Source organism: Streptomyces sp. NPDC014894, assembly GCF_043080985.1.
GTDB lineage: Bacteria > Actinomycetota > Actinomycetes > Streptomycetales > Streptomycetaceae > Streptomyces.
Genome location: NZ_JBIBWD010000006.1, coordinates 417,352 through 436,072 on the forward strand (window position 1 = coordinate 417,352; position 18,721 = coordinate 436,072).

Consider the following 18,721-nt stretch of genomic DNA (forward strand, 5'->3'; position numbering starts at 1 on the left):
GGACCGGCTTCGGCGAGCGCGCAGACCCCGCCGGCCGTAGCCGCACAGAGACGGATTCCGGTTCCGGTCCGGGCGTCGGCCTGGGCAAGCGGGTCGGGCCGGAGGCGGGCGCCGGAACGGCTTCGGGCGCGGGACCCGGCGTGGGGCGTCCCCTGGGCCCGGGCAGGGATTCCGGTTTACGCACCGGTCCGGGAGGGGCCGCCGGGGCGGGCCCCGCCGAACGGGCCGAACGGGCTGAGCCGGGTGAGCGGGCCGAACGGGCCGAACGGGCCGAACGGCAGGCGGGCCCCGGGAGCCGGATCCGCCCCGAGGAGCCCGGACTCCGGGCGCGCCCGGACGACACCCTCGACGCGCGGTTCGCCTCGGCCGCCCGCGCGGTGGCCCCCGACCCCGTCCCCGACCCGGCCCCCGTCCCCGACCCGGCCCCCGAGCGGGCCTGGTGGGAGGCCGAACCGACCCCGGCGGGGGGCATGTCCGACGGCGTCGGGACCGGTCGCCGGGGCCCGGTGGAGCGTGCGGACGAGGAGACGCCGGGGGCCGCCGGGGGAGGAGCCGTCCGGCCGGGCCCTAGCGCGGGCGTTCCGTGGTCCGCGCCGGCCGAGGAGAGCCCCGCGCCGGCCGGGGAGTCCGGGTACGACAGCGGCCCGGCCCGGCCGCGCGCCCCCTGGGAGCCGCCGCTGGAGTTCCCGCCGCCCCCGCCGCCCGCGCCCCCGGCCGAGCCGCCGGCCATCACGTACCCGCCGCTGAGCGGTCCGCCGCAGCCCCCGCCGCCTCCGCCGGGCGCGCCGCCCCAGCCCGTCCCGTACCCGCCGCAGGCCCCGCTCCCGCCCCCGCCCGTGAGCGAGCCCGACATACGCCCGGCGTATGTCGGCGACGGCCCGCCGACCTACGCGTCCGAGCCGACGGCCCTCCCCGCCGCCACCCCGGAGAATCTCGGGCATCTCGTCCCCGACACGGTCGTCGAGGGGGCCGCCTACGGCTCGTTCACCCTGCGGGCCGCCTCCGTGCGCGGGGACTCAGCGCGCTACCGGGGGGAGGTGCGCCGCGAGGCCCTGCTCACCGCGCGGTTCGGGAGCGGGCCCGCCGCCCTGGTGCTGGTCGCGGTGGCGGGCGGGGCCCGGTCCGCCGCCGGGGCCCATCTCGCCGCCGCGGACGTCTGCCGCCGGATCGGCGGAGCCGTCGGGCGCAGCCATGCCCGGCTCTCCGAGGACATCAGGGCCGGTCGCCGCGGCGATCTCGCGGCGGGGCTGCGGCGGCTCACCGACCACACCCTCGGCAGGATGCGGGCGACGGCGGCGGAGCACGCCCCGGACCTCGCCGAGCACACCTCCGGGCTGCGCTGTCTGCTGCTCTCCGCCGACCCGGACTGCCGCACCCGGGTGTTCTTCGGCTCCGGTCCCGGCGGTCTCCTCCGGCTCCGCGACGGCCTCTGGCAGGACATCGAGCCCGTGCCGCCCGAACCGCGCCCGCTCGCGGGCGGGACCGGAACACCCCGGTCCGCCGCCGCGCCCGGCGGCGCGGATCCCCGGGTCCCGGCGCCGCCCCCGGCGGAGCCGTTCCGCTTCCGCGCGGCGGAGGCCCGGCCGGGGGACGTTCTGCTGCTCTGCGGCCCCGGCCTGGCCGATCCCCTGCGCTCGGAGCCGGTGCTCGCCGCCGAGCTGGCGGGCCGGTGGGGCGGGCCCGCCGAACCGCCGGGTCTCGCCGCGTTCCTGGCGGACGCCCAGCTCAGGGTGAAGGGGTACGCGGACGACCGCACCGCCGCGGCGGTCTGGGAGGGGTGACCCGGGGCCGTCCCGCACGGGGGCGACCGAGAGGCGGAACCGCGCCGGCCATGGGTTGATGGACTCTCCGGGCCGTCACACCGCAGAGAGGGCGCTCACCCATGGCCAAGCAGAACGTCGCGGAGCAGTTCGTCGACATCCTCGTCCGCGCCGGCGTCCGGCGGCTGTACGGAGTCGTCGGCGACAGCCTCAACCCGGTGGTCGACGCCATCCGCCGCAATTCGGCCATCGACTGGATCCAGGTCCGGCACGAGGAGACCGCGGCGTTCGCCGCCGGGGCCGAGGCCCAGATCACCGGCACCCTGGCGGCCTGCGCCGGCTCCTGCGGCCCGGGGAACCTCCATCTCATCAACGGTCTGTACGACGCCCACCGCTCGATGGCCCCCGTGCTCGCCCTCGCCTCCCACATTCCGTCCGGCGAGATCGGTCTGGGCTACTTCCAGGAGACCCATCCGGACCAGCTCTTCCGGGAGTGCTCCCACTACAGCGAGATGATCTCCAATCCCCAGCAGATGCCGCGGCTGCTCCAGACGGCGATCCAGCACGCGATCGGCCGCAGCGGAGTCAGCGTGGTCACCCTCCCGGGGGACATCGCCTCCCAGCCCGCGCCCGAGAAGTCCGTCGAACACGCCCTGGTCACCTCCCGCCCGTCGGTGCGGCCGGGCGACGACGAGATCGACAAGCTGGTCCGGCTGATCGACGGGGCGAATCGGGTCACCCTGTTCTGCGGCAGCGGCACGGCGGGCGCGCACGCCGAGGTGATGCAGTTCGCCGAGCGGGTGAAGTCCCCGGTGGGGCACGCGCTGCGCGGCAAGGAGTGGATCCAGTACGACAATCCGTACGACGTCGGCATGAGCGGACTGCTCGGCTACGGAGCGGCGTACGAGGCCACCCACGAGTGCGATCTGCTGATCCTGCTCGGCACGGACTTCCCGTACAACGCCTTCCTCCCCGACGATGTGAAGATCGTCCAGGTGGACATCCGGCCCGAGAACCTGGGCCGTCGCTCGCAGCTGGCGCTCGCGGTCTGGGGCGATGTGCGCGAGACCCTGCGCTGTGTCATTCCCCGGGTGCGGGCCAAGACGGACCGCAAGTTCCTGGACAAGATGCTGAAGAAGCACGCCGACGCGCTGGAGGGCGTGATCAAGGCGTACACCCGCAAGGTGGAGAAGCACGTGCCGATCCATCCGGAGTACGTCGCCTCGGTCCTGGACGAGCTGGCGGCGGACGACGCCGTCTTCACCGTGGACACCGGCATGTGCAATGTCTGGGCGGCCCGCTATCTCTCGCCCAACGGCCGCCGCCGGATCATCGGCTCGTTCAGCCACGGCTCGATGGCCAACGCCCTGCCGCAGGCGATCGGCGCCCAGCTGGTCGACCGCCGCCGCCAGGTCGTCTCGCTCTCCGGCGACGGCGGATTCACCATGCTGATGGGAGACTTCCTCACCCTCGTCCAGTACGACCTGCCGGTGAAGGTGGTGCTCTTCAACAACTCCTCGCTGGGGATGGTGGAGCTGGAGATGCTGGTCGCCGGGCTTCCCTCGTACGGGACGACCAACGTCAATCCGGACTTCGCCGCGCTCGCCCGGGCCGCCGGGGCCCACGGGGTGCGGGTCGAGAAGCCGAAACAGCTCGCCGGCGCGCTCAAGGACGCCTTCCGGCACAAGGGCCCGGCGCTGGTGGACGTGGTGACCGATCCGAACGCGCTCTCCATCCCGCCCAGGATCAGCGCCGAGATGGTGACCGGATTCGCGCTCTCCGCCAGCAAGATCGTGCTCAACGGCGGGGTGGGGCGGATGGTGCAGATGGCCCGCTCCAATCTGCGCAATGTGCCCAGGCCCTAAGGACCCCGGCGGTACCGGGGATGAGCGCCGTCTCCGGCAACAGGCGTAGACGCCGTCCGCAGTCGGTACGAAATCGCTCCGGCTCCTGGCACCGGTTGACCGTTCGGCAGGCGTGGGCCGGGGGCACTGGGGGCACTGCACTCCGTGAAAGTGTTCGAGACACGGAGCCAGTCGTGACAGCGGTCCGACGTGCGGGTGGGGATATGACGACACATCAGGGAGGGGCCGGAGGCGCAGGCCAAGGGGGCCGCGGAGGCCGGCTGGGCGGATACGGGTGCCCGGGGCGCACCGGCCGGCGGGCGGCGCCGCAGGGCGTGCAGCCGGAGCCGGTCGCGGCCCGGGCGGCGGCCCGGACGCCCGGCAGGGCACCGAGTGCCGCTCCGGGGCACGAGCCCTTGCACCGGCGGCTGGGCTGTGCCGACCTGAGGTCCGTCGGGGAGGTGCGGCGGGCGCTGCGGGAACTACTGCGGACGTGGGACGGGCCCGATACGGCCGATGTGGCCCAGCTGCTCGCCAGCGAGCTGGTCACCAACGCCCTCATCCACACCGGGCACGGCGCGGTGGTCACGGCGACGGTCGCCTCCTCGACCCTGCGGGTGGAGGTGCGGGACTTCGTCCCCGGACTGCCCGAGCCCGACGCTCCGGGCCGCAGGCGCGAGGCCCTCGACATCCACGGCAGAGGGCTCGTCCTGGTGGAGAGCCTCGCCGACTCCTGGGGCGTCCGGACCCAGAGCGCGGGCAAGGTCATCTGGTTTGAACTGCACGAACACCCGGCTTGATCCGGCGCGCGGGCCGGCCCCGGGCGGTACGGGCGACCGGTTCCGGGCGACCGGTTCCGGGCTCCCGGTCCGAACGCGCGGAGGGCCGGTCCGAATGACTCGGACCGGCCCTCCGCGCCGCTGTGCCGCTGACGCGGCTTCAGCCGCCTCCCGCCGAGCGCTCTCGCGCCCGGGCGGGCTCAGCCGAACTGCTTCTCCAGATCCTTCAGCTTCCGCTCCAGCGAGTCGAGACGGGGCAGGGTCTGGGTGTCGTCCTCGGCGGTGAGGTCGACCGTGATGGGGTCACTTGCGTGGGCCGAGGAGCCGGACTGGAGAGAGTGCCGAGAGGGAGGAGGAGGCAGCTGTCCGGTTTCTATGGCAGGCTCCGCGACGGGTTTCGATCCCTCGGTGAGCGCCTGGGCGGCACTCCCCGAGTTGCTCGGACCCGACTGCTGCCCGGAGGCCAGCACGGGCAGTTCGGGCTCGTGCATGACCCGGCCCCGGCCCCAGGCGCGGTGCTGCCGGTTGAGCGCCTTTATCCGGGCCCGGTCCAGCTTGGCCTGGTCACGGGCGCGGAGCTGATTGGCCTTCTTCGCCTGCCGGTCCTCACGGACCTCCTCGACCGCCTCGTCCAGGGTGCGGACGTTCTCCAGGAGCATCAGCGACCAGGCGTTGAAGGTCTCCCGGGGAGCGCGCAGCCAGCGGACCACACGGATCTGCGGCAGCGGGCGGGGCACCAGACCCTGCTCGCGCAGCGCGGCCCGGCGGGTCTGCTTGAGGGCGCGGTCGAAGAGGACGGCGGCCGACAGCGACATGCCCGCGAAGAAGTGCGGCGCGCCCGCGTGGTCCAGCCCGCGCGGCGCGTGCACCCAGTTGAACCAGGCGGCGGCGCCGGCGAACGTCCACACCAGCAGACGTGAGCCGAGGGCCGCGTCACCGTGGCTGGCCTCCCGCACGGCGAGCACCGAGCAGAACATGGCCGCGCCGTCGAGACCGAACGGTACGAGGTACTCCCAGCCGCCGGACAGGTTCAGATTCTGCCTGCCGAAGCCGACCAGACCGTGGAAGGAGAGCGCGGCGGCGACGGCGGCGCAGCAGAAGAGGAGCACGTAGGACGCCGTGCCGTATATGGCTTCCTTGCGCCTGCGGCGGTCCTCGCTGCGCTCCCAGGTGTCTTCCGGCTGGGTCTTGGCCGCGGCCTTCTTGCCGCGCGCGAGCACTGCGACCGCGACCAGGACTCCCACGACCATCACGCCGCCGGGAAGCAGCCAGGTTAGCGATATGTCTCTCATGTTGGTGTCCCTTGCATCTGCATCGCGGTAGGGCGTTTCGGCCGCCATATTGACCGAAGTCCCGGCGATCCCAGGGGGTTTTGTGGCAAGAGAACGCCAATGGGGCCATACGGCATACGGATAGATGGGTTTCACTCGAACTGCCGTACGGGCAGAGTGAGTTGCGTACGATTTATATCACTCGGACGGGTGGCGTGACATCCGCCGCGTGACAACCGCCGGGCCAGTGATCAGGCACTCGGCAGCAGTCGCGCCACCCGGGTGGTGTCGTGGGTGCGGGGGCAGGTGACACAGGTGTCGTCGGGCCGCAGTGTATAGAACAGGCAGCAGCTCGCCCGGTCCCGGGTCGCCAGTCGTTCGCCCCGGGGTCCGGTCAGATGCCGGAAACCGGGAATTCCCACATAGGGCGCGAGCGCTCCCGGCAGCAGCAGTTCCAGCTCCGAGATCACCCTCGACTCCTCGCCGAGGAGATTCCCGATGTGCCAGATCCCCTCGATCAGATCATCCGTCACCATGCCCCAGAGGGAACGCCGTCCGCGGCGCATCCGGGGCGCGAAGCCCTCCGCCACGGGGCCGAGGTGCGCGGCGACGACGGAGCGCACCTCGGCGCGGAGCGCCTCCTCGTCCGGCACCACCCGGGCGCCCGGCAGCCGGGCCGCCGGATCCCCGGGGAGACAGGCGAACTCGGCGACCCGGACGGCCATCCGGCCGTGCGCGCGCCGGAAGGAGACCTGTCCCGGGGCGAGCCGGGGCACCCGACGGGCCAGGAACCAGGGCACGGTGACGAGGAGACAGGCGGGCCAGGCGTAGCGGTGCAGACCGAAGCCGGTCACCACGTCCGGCCGGCCCTCCTGGCCGTGGTCCCGGAGCACCTGGGCCGCGTCCCAGGCGAGAAACGCGTCCAGCGCGGCCCCTCCGCGCGCCAGCTCCTCCGCGTTCACCCAGCCGTCGCCCGCCGGGGTCAGCTCTCCGGGGCGCAGCTCACGCACCGTCAGCCGGGGGAAGACCTCGGTCAGGCGGGAGTACGCGTCCTCGACGGGGGAGACGAGGGCGGGCAGGATCACGGGAGACGTCATGCCGGGACCACCGAATCGCGATCGTTAGCAGGTAAGGCTTACCTTACCCGACCGGGGTGATGTGTGAACTGAGGCTTCGTCCGCCTATCGTGCACAGGGGCCCGGTTCGTGCCGGCGGGCCCGGCATCCGGCCGGAGGAGGACCCGAGATGGAGCAGGCCCGAGCGGGTCAGGCGGCGTCGCCCCCTCAGCCGTGCCGCTCCCGGACCGCCGAGACGGCGAGACCCCGTGCCTCCGCGCGCCCCGTGCCCGCGCCCGCGTCCGCCCCCGCCGTGCCCCCGTCTGCCCCCGCGGGGTCCGTGCCGGTGCCGGTCGCCGCCGCCCCCGCCCTCTCCGCGGCGCCAGTGCCAGTGCCCGCCTCCGGGGGCCGGGCGCGTCTGCCGGAGGAGGTCCGTCCCGAGCGCACCCGGGGCGAGCACACCCACGGCGAGCCGCCCGCCCCGCCCGCGGTCGCCGCCCACACGGTCCGGCGGCACTCGGTGCGCGGCCAGATCCTCCGCGCCCTGCGCTCCGCCCTCGCCGACGGCGAACTCGTCCCCGGCGAGGTCTACTCCGCCCCGGCGCTCGGCGAGCGCTTCGGCGTCTCCGCCACCCCCGTCCGCGAGGCGATGCAGCGGCTGGCGGCCGAGGGCGCGGTGGAGGTGGTCCCCAACCGGGGCTTCCGGGTCGCGGCCCGAGGCCCCCGCGAACTCGCCGAGATCGCCGAGGTCCGCGCCATGATCGAGGCCCCGGTCATCCTCCGGCTGGCCCGCACCGTCCCCGCCGCCCGCTGGCGCGAACTGCGCCCCCTCGCCTGCGCCACCGAGACCGCGGCCGCCGAAGGCGACCGGGCGAGATACGCGGAGGCCGACCGGGCCTTCCACCGCGCCCTGCTCTCCCTCGGCGGCAACGCCCAGCTGGTGACCGTCGCCGCCGATCTCCACCGCCGCTCCGCGTGGCCCCTCGCCGCCGGGCCCGCCGCCCGCCGCGCCGACCTGGCCGCCGACGCGGCGCAGCACACGGCGCTGCTCGACGCCCTGATCGCGGGCGACCAGGAGGCGGTGCGCCGACTCGTACGCGCCCACTTCGGCGGCGCGGAGGTCTGAGCCGGCCGTCCGCCCGGGCCCGTACGGGTGAAGAGGCCCGCGGGCGGGGACGCGCCGGCCGTGTCCGGCCCGGCGAGTGGGTGCGTACGCCATGTCCGGAGTGTCGGCCGTGGCCGCCCGGCCCTTGAGGGCCGGACGCCGGGGGCGCTCCGCGGGCGGACGGTCAGGTCGCGGGCTCCGGCCGGACCGGCGGGCCCACGGCGGGGGCGGTGAGCTGGGCGGGCAGGGCGAGCCGCGCCGCGAGCCAGACCGGCACCCCGCCGAGCAGCCGGAACAGCCGTCCGGCCTCGGCCCGGAGCCGGCTCGCCTCCGGCTCCGGCTCGCAGTCGGCGAGCGAGGCCAGCGTCGGGGCCGTGCCGATCAGATACCCCAGCTCCACCCGGATCCGCAGCGCCTCGGTGAAACCGTGCCGCGCCTGCGTCAACTCGCCCTCCTGGAGGTGGAGTCCGGCCTGGTGGTGCCAGGTGAAGGAGAGCAGCAGCGGGTCCCCCTGGGCCGCCGCGCCCTCGTGCGCCCGGCGGTAGGCGGCCCGGGCGGCCTGCGGGGAGGCCGCGATGTGCTCGGCCACCAGTCCGCGCCGGAAGTCGAGCAGCGGCCGGCCCGGCGAGGTCGGCGCGAGCAGCGCCGCCGCCCGGCCGAGCGCCGAGCGGGCCTCGTCCGCCCGGTCCCGGACCCCGCGCCGGGTGGCCGCGTACGCCAGCCGGCCGCGCTCGGACGCCGCGCCGCCGCGCTCCTCGTCGTCCCGGGCCACGGCCTCCGCGGTGCGCAGGGCGTCCTCCGCCTCGGCCCAGCCCTCCCCGGTGAACAGGCAGCGCTCCACCAGGAGTCCGGCCCGCTCCAGGGCCGCGGCGGGCGACGCCGCGTGGGGCTCCAGCAGAGCCGCCGCGTCGGTCCAGCAGCCGCGCGAGCGCAGCCGCCATACCGCGGTCTGGAGGGGATCGTCACCTGCTGTGGTTCCGGAACCAGACATGGCGGTATGCGCCACTACGCCCTCCCCGAGCACGCCATTGAGCTGTTGAGTCGAGGGAATCTCAGCATGGATGGGGGTGCCGGGCCAAGGGGTTGGGTGAATTATTTCACAAACTCTCATCGGCCGACCGGATCCAGCTCCGCCCCGTCGCCCGGGCGGACCAGCGCGAGATGGCCACCCTCGTCGAGCGGGGTGGGCAGCCGCAGCGTCGTCACCGGCTCCGCCCGCGCGGCGTCCACCAGATGGATCTCGCCATGGCCGCCGCGGCTCACCGCGACCAGGTCGCCGCCGGGCGAGGCGGCGATCGCCCGGCGCTGCACACCGTCCCACGGGGTCCCTCCCGCGCGCGGGGCCCCGGCCATCGCGGGCAGCGGCAGCCGGCCGGCGACCCGGGGCGTCCCGCCGGGCTCCGCCGCGACGAGGACCAGCTCATCGCCGTCGGGGTGGACCCGGGCGAAGGCGATGTGGCGCGCGGCGACCGCCAGCCGGAAGACGAGTCCGGGGCCGAGCGGCACCCGCCCGACGCGTCCGGGGGCGCGCGGCGCGTTCCGCGCGCCCGCCGAGTGCTCCAGAGCGACTCCGCCGATGGGGGAGTGGCCGGAAGTCGCCGCTTCGGAGGCGGGCGGGTCGAGGAGGTGCCACCAGGCGTCGTTGGTCCATTCCGGCCACCGCCCGGGGTCGGCGGGCCCGCCCCGTACACAGGACCAGAGCATCCGGCGCACCGGATCGAGGCGCAGGAAATATCCCCGGCCCGGGCCGCCCCAGGAGAGGGACTCCTCGGCGACGAGCCCGGAGCCGGCCCGGCGGGCCCGGTGGACGCCCGAGCCCGCCGCCGCGAACAGCCGCCCGGTCGCGGGGTCGTGGGCGTCGCCGTGGCCGTCGTGGTCCGGCAGGGGGAGGTCGCGCACGGGCGCGGCGGGCGGGCAGGAGGGCGCGGCGGCCAGCAGGTCGGCGTGACGGTACGCGGTGAGCGAGCCGGGTTCGCGGTGCCGCAGCACGACCAGCGCGTCGGGGGCCTCGCGCGCCCCGGGGCCGTTCGAGCCGTTCGGTCCGTTCGAGCCGCCCGGGTCGCCCGGGTCGTTCGTACCGTCCGGGTCGTTCGCGCGGTCCGGGTCATTCGGTCCGTACGTACTGGTCCTGGCCTTGCGCGCGGCCGGCCCGAGCAGTGTCACCCCGGGCTCGCCCGCGCGGGTGCGGACCCGGGTCGAGCGGGGGCGGCCGGGTCCGGCGAGGTCCACGGCGGTCAGCAGATCGCTCCACGCCTCCTCGTTCCGGCCGAGCCCGGTGCTCACCGCGAGCAGTCGCCCGGAGGGGTCGGCGGCCAGATGCTCGGCGGGCGTCGCCACCGGCGCGGTGGCCGCGATCAGCGGCCGGCCGGCGTCGGGACCGTACGGATCGAGGACGACCAGCTCGCCCGCGAGGTCGTCCACGAAGGCGGTGCGGCCCCCGGGCAGGGCCAGGAATCCGGCGTGCTCGGCGAGCGAGCGGCCCTCGATCCGGCCCGTCTCGCGGCCGTCGGGAAGGCTCAACACCCTGATGGATCCGGCCACATGGTCGGCGACGAGCAGTCGGGGCGGGGCGGCGTTCGGGGGTGTCACGGCGACTCCGGGGGATGGGTGGACAGAACATCTTATTGGTAATGATTATCATGTGGCCCACGTGTTTCCGTTCCGAGTGAGAGAGAGCCGATGTCGAACAGAGCGCTGATGTCCGCCCGCCGCTGGGCCGCCGCCCTGGTGCTGGGGAGTCTGCTGGCCGGTTGCGGAAGCCCGGACGGGGGTGAGGACGGCGGCGCGGGCAAGCCCGTGCGGACGGATCCGCGCGCCGCCCCGATCGAACCCGCCCGGAAGATCACCGACGTCCGGGGCGTCACCGTCCACACCCCCCGGCCCCCGAAGCGCGTCGTCTGCCTGGTCGCCCTCTGCGACGACATGCTCGCCGAACTGGGCATGACCCCGGTCGCCACCAACTCCGCGCTCCTCGCCCACCCGAAGTTCCTGGGCCCGAAGAAGGCCGGAAAGATACCCGCCGTCCCCGGCGGCTTCCTCAGCCCGGAGGCGGAGGCGATCCTCTCCCACCGCCCCGACCTGGTCATCGGCCTCAAGGACACCCACGGCAAGCTCGCGCCCGCGCTGGAGGGGGCCACCGTCTTCTGGCCCGTGCAGCCCGGCGACTGGACGGACAGCGTCGGATATCTGCGCGGCCTCGCCGCCCTCACCGGACGCACCGCCGAGGGCGAACGCGCCGAACGCGCCTTCCGTCACAAGCTCGCCCGCGCCGAGGAGCGCCGGACCGACGCCACCAGCCTGATCATCTTCGGCGGCGACGAGAACTTCGGCGTCGCCACCCCCGGCAACGACGTCACCGCCGGACTCTTCCCCAAGCTCTCCCACTACCCCTGGAAGAGCCGCGGCGTGGAGGGCTCGTACAGCATGGAGGAGATCCTCGCCCGCGACGTCGACGTGCTCTTCGTGGAGACCCTCTCCTTCGGCGCCCCGAGCGACGGCAGCCTCTCCGAGAAGCTCGCGAAGAACCCGCTCTGGTCCCGTATCCCCGCCGTCCGCGACGGCAGGGTGTACGAGGTCGACGCCGAGGTCTGGGCCAAGGGGCGAGGCACCCGCTCGCTCGGCATCGTCCTCGACGAGGCCCTGGCCAAACTCGCATGAGCCGCTCGCTCGCGGTGTTCTGCCTGCTGCTGGCGGGGACGGTCGCCGGGCTCGGACTCGGCACGCCCCCGATCCCGCTCACCGGACTGGCGGGCGAGTTCGTCGTCACCGAACTGCGGCTGCCGCGACTGGTGCTGGCGCTCGTCGCGGGAGCCTGCCTCGGCGCGGCGGGGCTGGTCCTCCAGGAGGCGCTGCGCAATCCGCTCGCCGTCCCCGAGATGCTCGGCGTCTCCTCCGGGGCCGCGCTGGGCGTCGCCGCCCCGCTGGTCCTCGCCGTGTCGGTGCCGCTCGTCCTTCAGCCGCTGCTCGCGATCGCCGGGGCCGCCGCCGGCGGGGTGCTCACCCTGCTCGCCGCCGGATTCGGCCGCAGCCCCTCCGCCGTGCTGCTCACCGGCGCGGCGGTGGCGGCGGCGCTCCAGTCGGCCCTGCTGGTGCTGATGGTGCTGGCCGACCAGCTCGACCTCCAGCTCATCTACCGCTATCTGCTGGGCAGTCTCTCCGGACGGACCTGGTCCGACGTCACCGGACTCTGGCCCTGGCTGGTGCTCGCCGTCCCCGCGCTGGTGCTCTGCGCCCCGGTCCTCTCCGTGCTGCGGCTCGGCGACGACGACGCCCGCGCCCTGGGCGTACGGGTACGGCGCGCCCGGCTCGCCGCGCTCGCCGTCACCGTGGTCCTCATCGCCCCCGTCGTCGCCGTCTGCGGACCGGTCGCCTGGGTCGGCTTCCTCGCCCCGCACCTGGCGCGCCGGCTGCGGCCCGGGGCCGAGGCCGTACGGCTGCTGCCCTGGTCCGCGGCCTGGGGAGCGCTCATCGTCGCCTGCGCCGATCTGCCCGCGCGGCTCGCGCTCGCACCGGTGGAGACGCCGGTGGGCGCGTGGACGGCGCTGCTCGGCGTCCCCGCCGGGGTCGCCCTGCTCCGGACGGCACGGCCGGACCGTCCGGTCCGTCGCGCCCGTCCGGTAGGGACCGGGAAGCCCGCCCGTCCGGTACGGACCGGAAAGGCGGCGGGCGCGTGAGACGACGGCTGATCGCACTCACCCTGCTCACCCTGGCGGTGGGCTGCGCCGGACTGATCGCCGGGCGGGCGCTCGGCCCCGTACAGGTCTGGGAGGTGCTCACCGGCGGCGGCGAACCCATGGCCCGCCATGTCGTCCTGCGGCTGAGGCTGCCCCGGGCCCTGGTCGCCCTCGCCGCCGGCGCCTGCCTGGGACTGGCCGGCGCCGTGCTCCAGTCCGCCCTGCGCAATCCGCTGGCCGGGCCCGAGGTCACCGGAGTCACCCCCGGCGCGGTCCTCGGCGCGGTGACCGCGACCGGACTCGGCCTCGCGGGCTGGCACTCCCCGGCCGCCGTGGTGGCCGCCGCCTGCGCCGGCGGCTTCGCCGGCGCGGGACTGCTGTGGCTGCTGACGGGCCGCGAGCAGTCCGACCCCGCCCGCACGGCCGTCCACGGGGTGCTCGTCTCGGCGGTGCTCTCCGGGCTCACCGCGATGGTGCTGCTGGTCGCGCCGGGCGAACTCGGCAGCGTCGTGCAGTGGCTGGTCGGCTCCACCGAGGGCCGGGTGTGGGAGCACTGGAACCTGCTGTGGCCCTGGACCGCCGGCTGGACCCTGCTCGCCCTGGCCCTCGCCGCGCCGCTGACCCTGCTGCGCTGCGGCGACGACCAGGCCGCCGCGGCCGGTCTGCGCACCGGCCGGGCCCGCGCGGGAGCGCTGGTCTGCGCGGTGGCGCTGACGGCCGGCGCGGTGGCGACCGTCGGGGCGATGGGCTTCGTGGGCCTGCTGGTGCCGCACCTCGCGTTCGCGCTCTTCGGCGCCGATCTGCGGATCGCGCTCCCCGGCGCGGCCCTGCTCGGCGCGTCCGTGGTCGGCGGCGCGGACGCGGCGTCCCAGTGGCTCTCCCGGCTGCTGGCCGAGCTGCTCGACGCCGACCGGCTGAGCGTGCCCACGGGCGCGCTGACGACCTGTGCGGGAGCGGTGCTGCTGCTCGCGGTGGCCCGCCGCTCCCTGAAGGAGGAGACATGATCCAGGTGGAGCGGCTGAGCTTCGGCTACCCCGGCCGCGAAGTCCTCGACGGCGTCGGGCTGACCGTCGCCCAGGGGGAGCTGGTGGCCCTCATCGGGCTCAACGGCTGCGGCAAGAGCACCCTGCTCAGACTCTGCGCCGGACTGCTGCGCCCCGGCTCCGGCCGGGTGCTGCTCGACGGCGACGACCTCGCCGCCCTCTCCCGCCGGGCGGCGGCCCGCAAGGTCGCCCTGCTGCACCAGTCGGCCCCCGCCGTGCCGGGCATGACGGTACGACAGCTCGTACGGCAGGGGCGGTACGCCGTCCGGGGGCCGCTCGGGATGCTCCGGGACGCCGACGACGAGGTGTGCGTACGGGCCATGGCGGACGTCGGGGTCGGCGACTGGGCCGACCGGCCCGTGGACTCCCTCTCGGGCGGCGAGCGCCAGCGGGTGCGTCTCGCGCTGGCGCTGGCGCAGGACACCCGGGTGCTGCTGCTGGACGAGCCCACCACCTATCTCGATCTGCGGCATCAGCTGGAGGTGATGCGGACGGTGGTGCGGCTGCGCCGGGAGCGCGGGCTGACGGTGGTGATGGTGCTGCACGACCTCGGGCACGCGGCCCGCTTCGCCGACCGGATCGTCGCCCTGCGCGCGGGAGTCGTGGTCGCGGACGGCCCGCCGGGGGAGGTGGTGACGCCCGGGCTGCTGGCCGATGTGCTGGGAGTGGCGGGGCGGGTGGGGCGCGATCCCGAGGGCGGGTGGCCGGTGTGTTACCCGGATCACCCGCTGGACGATCCCCTGGCTCTTGCGGAATGAAAATCATATTCATTAGTGTCTGTGGTGCGCCGCACGCCGACGGCTTCGGCCGGGGCGCGGGCGATTTCCGTATCGACATCCGATGAATGGAGATCCAACTCATGGAGCAGCACAAGGTGTTCAGCCCGATCGCCGAGCAGGGCCAGCTCGCCCACCTCTCCGCCACCCACTCCAACGCCCTCGTGGAGAACCCGTTCGACGGGGACGAGGCCGCGGTGGACGCGATCGCCGCCGACGACAAGTAACCCCGGAAGCACCGCCGTTCGTCAGGGCCCGCCCGGAAGCGCTCTCCCGCCCCGGGCGGGCCCGCCCCTCTCCCGACCGTCCGACCTCATGGAGCAGCCCCGTGTCCCTCGTGCCTCGGGCGGCCGCCGAACGGCTCGCCGCCGGTGTCGCCCTGGTCTCCGTCCCCGGCCCCGACGGGCCCGGACTCGCGGTCCGCACCGCCGACGGGGAGTTCCTCCGGGTCGACACCGGCGGCGTCGGCGAGGCGGCCCTGCTCGCCGCCGTACGCGGAACGGCCCCCGCCGGCCCCGGCCCCGGACCCGGCCCCGGACCCGAACTCGCCCGGCTCACGGCGGCGTTCGCCGAGGCCGGATTCCTGGCGGCGGGCCGCCCGGAGCGCGGCGCGCTGCGCGGCCGCCGGGTCTTCCTCCTCGGCGACCGCGTGCTCACCGACCAACTCGCCCGCTGTGTCCGCTCGGAGCGCGGCGCGGTCCGCTGCGTCGATCCGTCCCGGCTCGCGACCGCCCTGGCGGGGGACGCGGCCGAGCCCGGCCGCACCGCCGTGGTGTGGTGCCTGGACGCGCCCGTGCCGCCCGGCCTCTGGGACGAGGCCGACCGGCTGCCCGAACGGTCCGTCGCCTGGCTGCGGTGTCACCGCGAGGGGGACCAGGTCTGGCTGGAGCCCCTCGCCGCCGCCCCCGGCGACGTCACCTCCGCCGACGTCCGCCTCCGCCGCCTCGCCGCGACCCCGGCCCACCGCGAACTCGACGCCTACTGGCGCGGCCCGAGCGCGGAGGGCCCCGGCGCCGGCCACACCGCCGCGTCCGCGGCCCTGACCGCGGGACTCCTCACCGCCGCCCTCATCGCCTGGGCGACCTCCTCACCCCCCTCCCGCCTCCTCCACCACCTCCACCTCCCCACCCTCACCCTCACCCCCCACCCCATCCTCCCCATCCCCCCTTCCCTCCCCCTCCCACCAACCCCACCACCCCGCAATCCCTCCAAGAACGCCCCCACACCCTCAGCCCGCCCGGCCTTCAACCCCCCACCCGACTCAGCCCCTGAGGAGGGCCCGGAGTTTTCAGCTCGTCCGTCGTTTGAGGACGGCCCTGTCACTTCGTGCGGCCCGCTGTCCGGGGTCGGGCCCGATTCCCCTCCGGTCTTCCGGTCCGGGGTCAGCCCTACCTCTTCAGCGGCCTCGCCGTCTGTGGGCGGCTTGGAGTTTTCAGCTCGTCCGGCGTTTGAGGACGGCCCCGTCACCCCGTGCGGCCCGCTGCCCGGGGACGGGCTCAACCCCCCACCGGCCTCCCCGCCCGGGGCCACCCCCATCCCCTCCCCACCCGGGCCCAACCCGCACTCATGACCCTCATCCTCCCCCTCACCCCCCACCCCCCTCACCCCGCCATCCTCATCCGCACCCCCTACGGCAGCCGCCACCACCTCCCCGAGGCCCGCTCCTGGGCCGCGCGCGGGTTCGCCGCGATCGTCGAGGATGTGCGGGGGCGGCACGGGGCGGAGGGGGAGTGGCACCCGTACACCGGCGAGGCGGAAGACGGCGCCGCCGCGCTGCGCTGGATCCGCGCCCAGCCCTGGAGCGACGGACGGGTCGTCACCGCCGGCGCCTCGTACGCCGCGCACTGCGCCCTCGCCCCGCTCCGGAGCCCGGCCGGCGGCGGCGCGCCCGACGCCGTCATCGCCGCCGTCCCCGCCCTCGGCCCCGCCGAGACCGCCCGGGAGCCCTCCGGCGTGGAACGGCTGCTGGCCCGCGCCGGCTGGTGGGCCGCCCACGGCGACCGCCCGGACTCCGACCCCGCCGCCCTCGACCGCGCCCTCGCCCAGGACCCCCGTCTGCTCGAACACCTCCCCCTCACCCGTCTCCCCGACCGGCTCGGCCGAGCCCTCCCGTCCTGGCCCGTCCTCTGGGACGCCGACCGCCCCGCCCGCCCCGAACACCCCGCCCGCGCCGCCCTCACCCCCCTGCTCGCGGTCGGCGGGGCCCGCGACCCGTTCGCCGCCGACACCCTGGGCCTGTGGCACGGCTGGCCCGGCCCCGCCCGGCTGCTCCTCGGCCCGTGGGGCCACGGCCTCACCGCCGACCCGGCGCCCGAGGCCCGCCCGGGCCACCGGATCGACCTCGGCGAGCTGTACGCCCGCTGGGCGCGCGCCGCCCTGGCCGGAACGCTGACGCCGGACCGCCGCGGCGCGGTCGCCCTCGGCGGCGCCGAGCACTGGCACCCGGCCGACCGCCCCCGGCGCCGCCGCCCGTGGCCCTTCGGCCACCCCCGAGGTCTGCGGCTCCTCCACGGGGGCGACTTCCTCGCCGACCCGGACCACCCCGTCCGCTCCGACCGCCTGGACGTCCCGACCCACCGCGCCCCCGACCGCGCCCTGCTCCTCTCCGAGCCGCTGCCCCGCCCGCTCGACCTCTTCGGCCCGGCCGGGGCCCGGCTGCGCGCCACCGCCGACACCCCCGTCGCGGACTGGTTCGTCCGGCTGATCGCCCTCGACGCCCGGGGCCGCGCCGAACTCCTCGCCCTCGGCACCGCGCGCCGCGCCGACCCGGCCGCCCGCCCGGCGGAGTTCACCGTCCCGCTCGGCCCCCTCGCCCGCCGGATCGCCGCCGGCTCCCGGCTCCGGCTGGAGATCTCCGGACACCACTTCCCGGCCCACGCCCGCAACCCCCACACCGGCGAGAACCCGATGACCGCGACCCGGCTCGCCCCCTCCCGCCGGAGCCTGGACCCGGCGGGCGGCGCGCTGCTGCTCCCCGCCGGACCCGGCCGCCGCGTCGACCCCGTACAGGAGATGTGCTCATGACCCCGATGACGCCCGACGACCTCGTGGACCCCGTCTGCGGGCTGATCCGCGCGGTCGGACCCGTACCGCATCCGTCCGGCGCGCCGCCCCGCTACACCGCGATGACGGCCGAGGTCTCCGACGCCCGCCGCTTCGGCGCGTGGCCCGCCGACCGGGTCTCGCTGGGCACCACCTTCGGCGATCCGGCCGGGGCCAGGATCGCCGCCGTCGCCGAGGCCGCCGAACGCTACTGCGGCAATCGGATCCCCCCGCCCGGCCACCCCGACGCGCCTCGCCGGGCCACCGCCGCCGAACTCCTCGCCGAGGGACGGACGGTGTACGGCCCCGGGGACCTCCCCGCGTACGCCGACTGGCAGTACCGGCGGCCCGGCTTCCCCTACCGGCCCCTGACCGCCGACACCCCGGCGCTCTGGGCCCGGGCCGCCGAGGCCGCCGGCACCGCCGGGACCGCCGCCGAGGAGTGCTGGGCCCCCGTCGCGCTCACCCACCTCAACTGGCGGCAGGGCGCGCTGCGCGACCTCCCCCGCACCCACCACCTCAACTACGCGGGCATCGCCACCGGCCAGGGCTTCGACGACGCCGTCGAGCGCGGCCTCCTCGAAGTCGTCGAACGCGACGCCCTGGAGCTGTGGTGGCATCTCGACGGACCCGCGCGCGGCATCGACCCCGCCTCCGTGCCCGGGCTCGCCCGCGACCTCGAAGGCTGTGCGCTCGACGTCTGGATCGTGGAGCTGCCGTCGGAGTTCGCGCCCTGTATGGCCGCCCTGGTCCACGACCCGGCGCGCGGGATCCACGCGGCGGGCTTCGCCTGCCGGTACGACCCGGCCGAAGCGGCCCGCAAGGCGGTGCTGGAGGCCGTCCACACCTGGGTCTTCACCCAGGGCGCGGTCGACGCCGACGGCTGGGTGTTCCGCGCGATCGACGCCGGCGTGCTGGCCCGGGGGCTCTATCTCGACCACCGCCCCGACCGGCGCTATCTCGACGACTGCGGAACGGACTTCGCCGCCGTACGCGATCTGGGCGCGCACGTCCAGGTCTGGCTCGACCCCAGGACCGCGCCGCTCGCCCGGCGCTTCACCCGGCCGGAGCTGGGCGTGGTCGGCGTCGACGCCGTCGCCCCCGGCGACCGGACCGCCCTCGACGCGCGTCTCGCCGCCGGCGGCCACCGCGTGATCACCCTCGACCTGACCACGGAGGACGTCGCCGAGACGCCCCTGCGGGTGGCCCGGGTCCTGGTCTCGGGCCTGGTGCCCAACGCCCCGGCCGCCTTCGGATACTTCGGCTGCCCCCGCTTCGGGCAGGCCGCCGTGGCGCGCGGCTGGCGCGCCGAGCCGCCGAACGGACCCGGCGACCTCACCCTCGTACCGCCGCCGCACATGTGAGAGCGGGTT

At 75.8% G+C, this 18,721-nt stretch carries 15 protein-coding genes and 1 pseudogene; 12 read left to right on the top strand and 4 right to left on the bottom strand.

Annotated elements, in window-relative coordinates; genetic code table 11:
* The first annotated feature begins 140 nt into the window (after nt 1-140).
* From ACF089_RS17660 to ACF089_RS17670, 3 genes are all read left to right on the top strand, one after another.
* Nucleotides 141-1,781: a protein phosphatase 2C domain-containing protein gene (locus ACF089_RS17660; protein ID WP_392027076.1), complete on the top strand. Its 1,641-nt coding sequence runs from the start codon at nt 141-143 to the stop codon at nt 1,779-1,781.
* A 101-nt stretch (nt 1,782-1,882) separates the two neighbouring features.
* A complete protein-coding gene (locus ACF089_RS17665) occupies nt 1,883-3,625 on the top strand; it encodes a pyruvate dehydrogenase (protein ID WP_392027079.1) in 1,743 nt (580 codons plus the stop codon).
* A gap of 395 nt (nt 3,626-4,020) precedes the next feature.
* Nucleotides 4,021-4,404: an ATP-binding protein gene (locus ACF089_RS17670; RefSeq protein ID WP_392027082.1), complete on the top strand. Its 384-nt coding sequence runs from the start codon at nt 4,021-4,023 to the stop codon at nt 4,402-4,404.
* 179 nt (nt 4,405-4,583) lie between these two features.
* Here ACF089_RS17670 and ACF089_RS17675 read toward each other — a convergent pair whose 3' ends face one another.
* Together ACF089_RS17675 and ACF089_RS17680 are read right to left on the bottom strand one after the other, a co-directional pair.
* Nucleotides 4,584-5,675, bottom strand: coding sequence for a DUF2637 domain-containing protein (locus ACF089_RS17675; protein ID WP_392027085.1), 1,092 nt, complete (start codon nt 5,673-5,675; stop codon nt 4,584-4,586).
* Between the two features lie 230 nt (nt 5,676-5,905).
* Complete coding sequence (locus tag ACF089_RS17680) at nt 5,906-6,751, bottom strand: (2Fe-2S)-binding protein (RefSeq protein WP_392027087.1); 846 nt, start codon at nt 6,749-6,751, stop codon at nt 5,906-5,908.
* Nucleotides 6,752-7,100: 349 nt separating this feature from the next.
* Between ACF089_RS17680 and ACF089_RS17685 the strand changes: the two genes are divergently transcribed.
* Nucleotides 7,101-7,835 (top strand): GntR family transcriptional regulator, encoded by a 735-nt coding sequence (locus ACF089_RS17685; RefSeq protein ID WP_392027090.1) that lies wholly within the window; start codon nt 7,101-7,103, stop codon nt 7,833-7,835.
* Nucleotides 7,836-7,998: 163 nt separating this feature from the next.
* On the opposite strand, the gene ACF089_RS17690 is transcribed toward ACF089_RS17685, so the two are convergent.
* The gene (locus tag ACF089_RS17690) at nt 7,999-8,805 is read right to left on the bottom strand and encodes a hypothetical protein (RefSeq protein ID WP_392027093.1); all 807 of its coding nucleotides are present in this window, start codon (nt 8,803-8,805) and stop codon (nt 7,999-8,001) included.
* 116 nt (nt 8,806-8,921) lie between these two features.
* The gene (locus tag ACF089_RS17695; protein WP_392027096.1) at nt 8,922-10,403 is read right to left on the bottom strand and encodes a hypothetical protein; all 1,482 of its coding nucleotides are present in this window, start codon (nt 10,401-10,403) and stop codon (nt 8,922-8,924) included.
* Between the two features lie 90 nt (nt 10,404-10,493).
* Between ACF089_RS17695 and ACF089_RS17700 the strand changes: the two genes are divergently transcribed.
* The 8 genes and pseudogenes from ACF089_RS17700 to ACF089_RS17735 all read left to right on the top strand — a co-directional run bounded on the left by ACF089_RS17700 (nt 10,494) and on the right by ACF089_RS17735 (nt 18,712).
* A complete protein-coding gene (locus ACF089_RS17700) occupies nt 10,494-11,471 on the top strand; it encodes an ABC transporter substrate-binding protein (protein ID WP_392027099.1) in 978 nt (325 codons plus the stop codon).
* A complete protein-coding gene (locus ACF089_RS17705; protein ID WP_392027102.1) occupies nt 11,468-12,487 on the top strand; it encodes a FecCD family ABC transporter permease in 1,020 nt (339 codons plus the stop codon). Before ACF089_RS17700 ends, ACF089_RS17705 begins: the two co-directional genes overlap by 4 nt.
* The gene (locus ACF089_RS17710; protein WP_392027105.1) at nt 12,484-13,491 is read left to right on the top strand and encodes a FecCD family ABC transporter permease; all 1,008 of its coding nucleotides are present in this window, start codon (nt 12,484-12,486) and stop codon (nt 13,489-13,491) included. The genes ACF089_RS17705 and ACF089_RS17710 overlap by 4 nt, the downstream gene beginning before the upstream one ends.
* A pseudogene (locus ACF089_RS17715) lies at nt 13,488-14,304 on the top strand (ABC transporter ATP-binding protein). Before ACF089_RS17710 ends, ACF089_RS17715 begins: the two are co-directional and overlap by 4 nt.
* Nucleotides 14,305-14,389: 85 nt before the next feature.
* Nucleotides 14,390-14,533, top strand: coding sequence for a streptamidine family RiPP (gene amiA / locus ACF089_RS17720; RefSeq protein WP_392027107.1), 144 nt, complete (start codon nt 14,390-14,392; stop codon nt 14,531-14,533).
* A 101-nt stretch (nt 14,534-14,634) separates the two neighbouring features.
* On the top strand, nt 14,635-15,876 hold the full coding sequence (locus tag ACF089_RS17725) for a hypothetical protein (protein ID WP_392027110.1): 1,242 nt from the start codon (nt 14,635-14,637) through the stop codon (nt 15,874-15,876).
* Nucleotides 15,873-17,330 carry a CocE/NonD family hydrolase gene (locus ACF089_RS17730; RefSeq protein WP_392027112.1) on the top strand — a complete coding sequence of 486 codons (1,458 nt, stop codon included), beginning with the start codon at nt 15,873-15,875 and terminating at the stop codon, nt 17,328-17,330. The genes ACF089_RS17725 and ACF089_RS17730 overlap by 4 nt, the downstream gene beginning before the upstream one ends.
* Before the next feature lie 5 nt (nt 17,331-17,335).
* Nucleotides 17,336-18,712, top strand: coding sequence for a YcaO-like family protein (locus ACF089_RS17735; RefSeq protein WP_392027226.1), 1,377 nt, complete (start codon nt 17,336-17,338; stop codon nt 18,710-18,712).
* Nucleotides 18,713-18,721 lie beyond the last annotated feature (9 nt).